This is a genomic window from Pleomorphomonas carboxyditropha (genome assembly GCF_002770725.1).
In the GTDB taxonomy this organism is placed as follows: domain Bacteria; phylum Pseudomonadota; class Alphaproteobacteria; order Rhizobiales; family Pleomorphomonadaceae; genus Pleomorphomonas; species Pleomorphomonas carboxyditropha.
The window spans coordinates 573,992-581,917 of record NZ_NQVN01000002.1 but is presented as its reverse complement, the minus strand read 5'-3'; the positions used below and the strand labels follow the sequence as shown (position 1 = coordinate 581,917).

The 7,926-nt window shown below is 64.3% G+C and carries 8 protein-coding genes and 1 pseudogene; 4 read left to right on the top strand and 5 right to left on the bottom strand.

Annotated elements, in window-relative coordinates; genetic code table 11:
* Positions 1 to 211, bottom strand: a pseudogene (locus CJ014_RS07110) (signal transduction protein); the annotation flags it as partial.
* Between the two features lie 705 nt (positions 212 to 916).
* On the opposite strand from CJ014_RS07110, the gene CJ014_RS07105 reads away from it, so the two are divergent.
* The 4 genes from CJ014_RS07105 to CJ014_RS07090 all read left to right on the top strand — a co-directional run bounded on the left by CJ014_RS07105 (position 917) and on the right by CJ014_RS07090 (position 3,927).
* Positions 917 to 1,738, top strand: a complete 822-nt coding sequence (locus tag CJ014_RS07105; RefSeq protein WP_100079821.1) for a transporter substrate-binding domain-containing protein — start codon at positions 917 to 919, stop codon at positions 1,736 to 1,738.
* A 101-nt stretch (positions 1,739 to 1,839) separates the two neighbouring features.
* Complete coding sequence (locus CJ014_RS07100) at positions 1,840 to 2,562, top strand: amino acid ABC transporter permease (protein WP_100079820.1); 723 nt, start codon at positions 1,840 to 1,842, stop codon at positions 2,560 to 2,562.
* Positions 2,559 to 3,215 carry an amino acid ABC transporter permease gene (locus tag CJ014_RS07095; RefSeq protein ID WP_100079819.1) on the top strand — a complete coding sequence of 219 codons (657 nt, stop codon included), beginning with the start codon at positions 2,559 to 2,561 and terminating at the stop codon, positions 3,213 to 3,215. Before CJ014_RS07100 ends, CJ014_RS07095 begins: the two co-directional genes overlap by 4 nt.
* Positions 3,196 to 3,927, top strand: coding sequence for an amino acid ABC transporter ATP-binding protein (locus CJ014_RS07090; protein WP_100079818.1), 732 nt, complete (start codon positions 3,196 to 3,198; stop codon positions 3,925 to 3,927). Before CJ014_RS07095 ends, CJ014_RS07090 begins: the two co-directional genes overlap by 20 nt.
* A 43-nt stretch (positions 3,928 to 3,970) precedes the next feature.
* Here the strand turns inward: CJ014_RS07090 and CJ014_RS07085 are convergent, their stop codons facing one another.
* From CJ014_RS07085 to CJ014_RS07070, 4 genes are all read right to left on the bottom strand, one after another.
* Positions 3,971 to 4,873: a dihydrodipicolinate synthase family protein gene (locus tag CJ014_RS07085; protein ID WP_165790780.1), complete on the bottom strand. Its 903-nt coding sequence runs from the start codon at positions 4,871 to 4,873 to the stop codon at positions 3,971 to 3,973.
* 184 nt (positions 4,874 to 5,057) lie between these two features.
* Positions 5,058 to 5,732, bottom strand: a complete 675-nt coding sequence (locus tag CJ014_RS07080) for an RraA family protein (protein WP_100079816.1) — start codon at positions 5,730 to 5,732, stop codon at positions 5,058 to 5,060.
* A gap of 163 nt (positions 5,733 to 5,895) precedes the next feature.
* A complete protein-coding gene (locus CJ014_RS07075) occupies positions 5,896 to 6,714 on the bottom strand; it encodes an SDR family oxidoreductase (RefSeq protein ID WP_100079815.1) in 819 nt (272 codons plus the stop codon).
* Between the two features lie 160 nt (positions 6,715 to 6,874).
* Positions 6,875 to 7,687, bottom strand: a complete 813-nt coding sequence (locus tag CJ014_RS07070) for an HpcH/HpaI aldolase family protein (protein ID WP_100079814.1) — start codon at positions 7,685 to 7,687, stop codon at positions 6,875 to 6,877.
* Positions 7,688 to 7,926 lie beyond the last annotated feature (239 nt).

Genomic DNA, 7,926 nt, shown 5'->3' with positions numbered 1-7,926 from the left:
GCCCCTTGTCGGCCTTGACCGGGTGGGCGCGGCGCGCCTTGCGGCCGAGCGAAGCGAGCGCCTTTTCGAGCAGCGCTTCGTACTTGGCCTCGACCGGCCAGCATTCGACGTTGGCGCTTTCGCGCAGGTCGGCATTGGTGACGAACAGAACCTCGCCGGGAGCCGGCTTTAGCAGGGCCGGCGCCGCCGGCAACGTGACATGAATACCCATCGTTTCCTCCTTGTGGTCGGCTGTTTCAGCCGAAGCCGGCCATGAAGGCCGGCCTTCGACCTGTTGGTCCTGATGTCGGCCTTATTTGCTACCTCGTGGTAGCAAATGATATGCACAAACGGCGCGCCTCGCAAGCCGGCCGATTTGCCAATTCGACGAAAGTCGAATGGACCCTGACGGCACGGGGCACGAGCCTGTCGTTCGCCGATGGGAGGTTTCGCGACGCGGCGCCCGGGGAGGCCGGCGGCCGGCGTCGGACTTTTCAGCTGATCCGAAACGCTCGGGAGATCGCGCTCCGCGCGACGGACTGGCGACCCGCCCCCCCTTGCGAACGGAAAGACATAGGGGGAGTGCGAGAGGACGGTTTTCCTCTCGTCGCGCAGGCGAAGGGTGGAGGGTGGTTCGATTGCCTATCGAAAACGGAATGGATTTCCGTCTATGCAACCGAAGGCATTGCCTGGGGGAGGCGCGAAAAGGGTTCACCCGGCGGCCGGCTCTCGCCTGAGGTAGCCATTTTCCGGCCACGGCAATCAGTCGTTGTCGCCAACCCAGCCCGCCGATCAAAATCCACCAATTCCGTTTTTCGGAATTGACATCCGATAATCAGAACTTATTCTAGCCGCGTCGATCCATCACCTGGTCCAACGGCTCCGTGAAATGCCGACTGAAATGCATGGACGATAAAATTTGAGGGAGGTTATCCAGATGAAAAGCGTGCTGAAATATCTTGGCGCCATGGTCGGAGGCACGATGGTGGCCGCCGCGATCACCGCGATGGGCGCCGGAACGGTGATGGCGCAGAGCATCTCCGACATCGACGGCAAGGGAAAGATCACCATCGGCGTCCTGACGGGCATTCCGCCCTATGACACGGTGGACAGCAGCGGCAATACCGACGGTTTTCTGGTGGACCTCGCCCGCGACGTCGCCCAGAACCTGAAGGTCCAGCTCGAGCTGGTGCCGGTCAACAACGCCTCCCGCGCCGCCGCCCTGGAATCCGGCCGCGTCGACATGCTGATCGCCCACATGACCGCCACCCCGGAGCGGGCCAAGCTGTTCCTGATGACCAACCCCTACGGCGCCTACGACATGCGCTTCGTGGCCAAGAAGAGCATGGCGCTGACGAAGATCGACGATCTCGCCAACAAGCGCGTGTCGGTGCCCAAGGGCAGCACGCAGGACGTGGCGGTCAGCAATCTCGGCGTCGAGGGCCTGGAGGTCGTCCGCTTCGACGACGATGCCCTGGCCATGCAGGCGCTGATCTCCGGCCAGGTCGACGCCACCGCCGCCGTCGCCACGGTCGCCGACGACGTGATCAGGAAGCGCAACCTCGCCGATCTCGAAGTGAAGACCGAGGTGCCGCTGTTCACCCTCTACTGGTCGATGGCCGTCCGCAAGGACGCCACCCAACTGCACCAGTGGCTCAACAACTTCATCTACTACGAGGAAGTGAGCGGGCGCCTCGGCGCGCTGCACGAGAAGTGGGTCGGCGTCCCGATCCCGGGCGGCAAGCTGCCGACGTTCTGAGACGCCGAGGCGGCGGTGGTCGGACCGCCCTCGCCGCCGGCGATCTCCTGCCCGGCCCTCGGGCCGGGCTCCCGCCCCGCCTTTTCGCTCGTAGGTTCACCATGGCATATCAAATGCACTTCGGTCCGGTACTGGACCGAGCGCCGGAATTCGTGGACGGCACCATCAACACGATACTGCTGTCCGGACAGGGCATCGTGATCGGCCTCGCCATCGGCCTGGCGGTCGCGATCATCCGCGTGGAAGGGCCGCGCTGGCTCGACCAGATCGCCGTCGCCTATATCGAAATCATCCGCAATACGCCGCTCCTGGTTCAGGTCTTCCTGTTCTTCTTCGGCCTGCCCTACATCGGCCTGCGCCTGTCGGCCGACACCTCGGCGATCATCGCCATATCCTTCAATCTCGGCGCCTATTCGGCGGAGATCTTCCGCGCCGGCTTCCTCGCCATTCCCAAGTCGCAGATCGAGGCCGGACTGGCGCTCGGGCTGACGCGGCTGCAGACCATCCGCTACGTGGTGATCGTGCCCGCCCTCAAGGTGGTTTTCCCGGCGCTGACCGGCCAGTTGACCCTGACGCTGCTGGGCAGTTCGGTGGTCTGCGCCATCTCCGCCAACGAATTGACGCTCGCCGCCTCGAAGGTCGAGTCGCTCACCTTCCGCAGCCTCGAGACCTTCCTAGTTGCCGGCGCGATCTACGTGACGCTGACCTTCGTCTTCCGATTCACCTATTGGCTGATCTCGCTCTGGCTGTTCCACCGCAAGGATCCGGCCCGCTTCCAGATCGCCGGCGCCCTGCCGCATGGCCAGGAAAGGGTTGAAGCATGATCCAGTCCTTCGGCTTTTCCAGTCTGCCCATCCTGCTGCACGGAGCGCTCTGGACCCTGATCCTCTCGGCATCGACCTTCGTGGCCGCCGGCATCTTCAGCCTGATCTTCGCTCTGTTGCGGGTGCTCGGTCCGAGACCGGTCCGTTTGCTGATCGCCGGCTATATCGAGCTGGTCCAGGCAACGCCCCTGCTGATCCTGCTGTTCCTGGCCTATTACGGCCTCAGCTTCCTCGGCTACTACTTCCCGCCGCTCGCCGCCGCCGTCATCTCGCTGACGCTCTACGCCACGGCCTTCCTCGCCGACATCTGGCGCGGCTGCATCGAGGCGATCCCCAAGCAGCAGTGGGAAGCCGCCGACGCGCTCGCCATGTCGACGCCGCAGAAGCTGCGCTACGTCATCCTGCCGCAGGCCTTCCGCATCTCGCTCGGCCCCACCGTCGGCTTCCTGGTGCAGATCGTCAAGAACACCTCGGTGACGGCGCTGATCAGCTTCGTCGAGCTTACGCGCGCCGGCCAACTGCTCAACAACATGACCTTCCAGCCGTTCGAGGTCTTCCTCACGGTCGCGGCCATGTATTTCATCATCTGCTATCCGCTATCCTACTACAGCGAGTACCTCCAGGGAGGCAAACGTGCCCGCAGTTCAACTTAACAACATCAAGAAATGCTACGGCGCGCTGTGCGTGCTCGATGGCATCAACCTGTCGGTCGAACCTCGGGATGTCGTCGCCGTCATCGGTCAGAGCGGCTCCGGCAAGAGCACCATGCTTCGCTGCATCAACGGCCTCGAGCAGATCCAGGGCGGCAGCATCGACATCGTCGGCCACAGGATCGAGCCGGGAACCCATAGCCTTCGCAGCTTGCGCAAGGAGGTCGGCATGGTGTTCCAGAGCTACAACCTGTTCCCGCATCTCAACGTCGCCGAAAACATCATGCTGGCGCCGCGCGTCGTCAAGAACGTGCCGAAGCAGGAAGCCTGGGAAACCGCCCAGATGGTGCTGAAGCAGGTCGGGCTCGCCGACAAGGTTGGGGCCTATCCGGACGAGCTTTCCGGCGGCCAGCAGCAGCGCGTCGCCATCGCGCGGTCGCTCGCCATGAAGCCGAAGGTGATGCTGTTCGACGAGGTGACCTCGGCGCTCGATCCGCAACTGACCGGCGAGGTCCTGAAGACGATCGCCGAGCTGGCGGCGGCCGGAATGACCATGATCCTGGTGACGCACGAGATGGGCTTCGCCCGTCAGGTCGCCAACCGCACGGTGTTCATGTACAAGGGCCAGATCTGGGAGGAAGGGCGATCGGAGGACCTGTTCGCGGCGCCGAAGACGCCGGAGCTCAGAAGCTTCATCGCCCCCAACCTCAAGTGACATCGGCGCCGGCGCGACCGTCGCGCCGGCGCCGAAAACGGTCTCAAACCGACCGAAGGTCGCCCTTTCCGGCGGACCATTGCCGCAGAACGCCGGCGATGGCCGCCTCTTCCGCTTCCGACACGTCGCGCATCGGCGCCCGCACGTGGCTGGCCGGCAGCCCTTGGGCCATCTGCGCCGCCTTGACGCGGGCCGGCAGATTTGCCCCGCCGACCACCGTCCACAGATCGGCAAGAAACGCGGCAATCGGCCCGACGATCGGATCCCCGGCCCGAACCGCCTTGAACAGGCGCGCGCTTTCCACCGGCGCCGCGGCGGTGATGGCGGCGATCGAACCGGTCGCGCCGATGGCATAACAATCGGCGAGCTGATTATCGATGGCGGCGATCACCCGCTCCGCCCCCACGCAGCCGACCAGATCGCGATAGGCGTCGATGCTCTTCCGGCTGTGCTTGACGGCGACGACGCCGGCATGGGCATCGAGAATGCGCGCGATCAGGGCCGGCGCCAGTTGCAGCCAGGGAATGACGTTGTAAATGATGACCGGCGCCGACGCCGACGACGCCACCGCGGTGTAGAAGTCCACCATCTCGTCGTCGTTGGGCGTGAAAATGTAATGCGGGGGCGTTACCTGCACCGCCGCCAGCGGGTACCGGCTGAGGCTCGCGGCGACCGCTACCGCCTCCCGCGTGCTATCGGCGATGATGCCGGCCACCACGGTGGTTCCCCGGGGAACCACTTCGATGGCCGCGGCGACGAGGCGCTCGATCTCGGCCGGCGACAGGGCATAGCCCTCGCCCGTGCTGCCGCCGACGACCACGCCGTCGACGCCGCAGGCCAGCAGCCATTCGATCTCCGCTCTGAAGGTCTCGTCGTCGATCTCGCCCTGCCGGTCGAAAGGCGTGGTCAGGGGGGCGAGAACGCCCTTGGGAACAAGACTCGGCAATTCTCGTATTCCGTCGCCCGCGTGCCGTGGCGATTTCGATCGAAACCGTCGTTGCGGCCCGCCAAAAATCAAGGCCGGGGCACCGCCCCAGCCTCGCTGACTTGTCGTTGCTGGCTCACTATAAGAAATCGTACCGGCCGTTCAAGCGTCGCATGGACGTTGGCCAACCCGCACGCCCGCCGGTTCAGTTGTAGGTGGAGGCGACCGGCCAGACCGACTGCAGGCGCTCCCCCTTCAGGATGCGGTCGCGGGCGGCTCCCTCCATGGCGCCGACCTCGTCGGCCTTGTCGGCCACCGCCTTGACCATCGCCTTCGGGATGACCACGACGCCGTCGATGTCGGCGAAGACGACATCGCCCGGCGCCACACGAATGCCGCCGATCACCAGCTCGACCTGCGAGGCCTTCGGCTCCATCTTGCCGGAGACCGACACCGGGCTGGAGCCGCGGCCGAACAACGGATAGCCGAGCGCCCGCACCTGGGCGAGGTCGCGCACCGTGCCGTTGACGATGGTGGCGGCGGCGCCGGCGGTCTTGGCGCCGGTCGACATCAGCTCGCCCGAGCATGAGCCCTCGGCGCAGCTCGAATCCACCACCAGAATGCCGCCCTTGGGCACGTTGTCGATGGCGTTGTGGTAGACGTCCTGCGGCTGGTTGCGGCGCTGGCTCGGGGCAAACTGGACGGTCACCGCCGGTCCGCAGACCACCTCGCCGGCCTTCAACGCCCCATGAAGGGAGATCCCCGGCAAATAGCCACGGCCGCCAAGCTGCTCGAGGCTGTCGTGCACGTCGCCGGAATACCATTTCGACAGGCGGCCGATCGCATCCCAGTCCGTGTCGTCGTAGTTGAACTTCGTCATTGATTTCTGCCTTCGATGAAATTTGTCCGTGGCATAGCAGGTCCGGCAATCGCCGCGGGGCCGATTGGACGGGAAGGATTTTCGCCGGGAAATCCCGGACGGTGGAGCATCCTTTCCGCCTTCGGGGGGAGGAGTTGCGACCCCGCGGCGTGCCGCCGGCGACTCACCAGGCGGTAAAGCCGCCGTCGACCACCACGTTCGAGCCGGTCATGTAGGACGAGGCATCCGATGCCAGGAACTGGATGACGCCGTTATACTCGTCGATCTCGGCCTGCCGGCGCATCGGCACGCGCTCGAGGAAGGCGTCGATGAATTCCTTGTCGAAGTTGGCGGTCTTGACGCCGCCGAAGGAGATCAGGTTGACGCGGACCTTCTTGGTCGCCCAGTAGGTGCCGAGATAGCGCGTCAGGTTGACCAGGGCCGACTTGGAGGCGGCGTAGGAGATCGCCTTGATGAAGGGCTTGCCGTCGCGCTTCTCGCGGTAGGCGTAGAGGGCCTGGTTCGGCGACACGATGCCGTAGATCGAGCCGACGTTGATGATCGAGCCGCGACCGGCCGCCGCCATGGGAGAGCCGATCACCTGGCAGCACAGCATGACGCCGGTCAGGTTGGTGTCGATGATCTCGTTCCAGTATTCCTGCGGGTAGATCTCGAACGGGCTGTTCTGGTCGGCCGAGCCGGAGGGCTTGGAATCGATGCCGGCGTTGTTGACCAGGATGTGCGGCACGCCCCAGTCGGCGATCAGCCGGTCGGTGGCCTGCTGAAGCGCCGCCTTGTCGGTGACGCTGGCGACGTAGACGCGAATGCGATCCTCGAGGCCGGGGAACTTTTCGGCGATCTGCTCGCGGCCGAATTCACGCCGGCTGAAGATCGCCACCTTGGCGCCCGCCTCGGCGAGCGATTTACTGAATTGCGTTCCGAGCTGACCGAGGCCGCCGGTCACGACCGCGACGCGGTCCGTTACACTGAAGAGATCCGTCATTTGAAGCCATCCCGTTGATTTGGCTGTCGATCCGTGGCGCGGCCGGGTTTCGTCCCGCCTGTCGCCAGGCACAAAAAGCTCCCTTCAGGAGCGGCGGCGATGGCCGCCCCTGGCGAATTTTCAGATCCTGCATTCCATCTTCCGGAAGACGGTGCCGGTATCAGCCGTCGAGCGCGGCGCGAACGGCGCGGAAGCCCTGGTTGAGGAACATGATGTCGTTGCCCATGATGATCATGTCGACGCCCTTCTTGGCGAGACGCTGGGCGCTGTCCTTGTCGGGCGGGATGCAGGGCGCCATCACCTTGATGCCGCGGGCGTGGCACTTCTCGATGAGCTCGTCGAGCTTGTCGTTCACTTCCGGGTTCGACATGGAATAGTCGATGGAAATGCGGCGGGAGATCGAGTAATCGGCCGGGCCGAAGTTGATGACGTCGATGCCCTCGACGTCCAGAATCTCGTCGATGTTGTCGAAGAACTCATAGCTTTCGGCCATGGGAATGACGAGCGTGTTGTTATTCTCGCTTTCCATATAGCTCGACCACTGGAAACCCGGACCGGCAAAGCCGGCCGAGCGGACCGAGCCATCGCCGCCGCGCCGGCCCAGCGGCGGGAACTTGGCGGCGCGGACGATCTGCCGCGCCTCGGCAGCCGACCCGACCTGCGGAATGATGACGCCGGCGGCACCGATCTCCAGCGTCTTGCGAATGTCCCATTCGTTGGTGCCGCGCACGCGCACCAGCGGGGCTATACCGCCGACCCGAGCGGCCAGAACCAACTTTTCCATATGCGAGTCAATATTGACCGGCGTATGTTCAGCATCGATGAAGGCAAAATCCAGCCCCCAGTTGGCAGCGATTTCGACGCCGGCACAGCTACCGCCATAGAGCGTTACACCATAGGTCGGCTTGTTCGACCGCAGCTTTTCATTAAGCTCATCCCGCTGTTTGTTGGACCCAGTCACGTTTTCCTCCATAGAGTCTATTCATACCATGCGTAATGTTTATCCGGCCGAGACCTCCAAGCCGTTCAACTTGTCCATCCGGCGCGCCTTCGGTTCGGCGTCCGGGCCGGCGGGAGGAGCCCGCGTCGCCTGGAACCGCACCCGGCGCTCACATTCGGAGATTGACATCGCCGCTCTCTTTTGCGGATTATTATTCCGCTATTCGGAATAATCTTCTAGAACGCGGGTTATCGCTTGTCAATCGGCCTCGC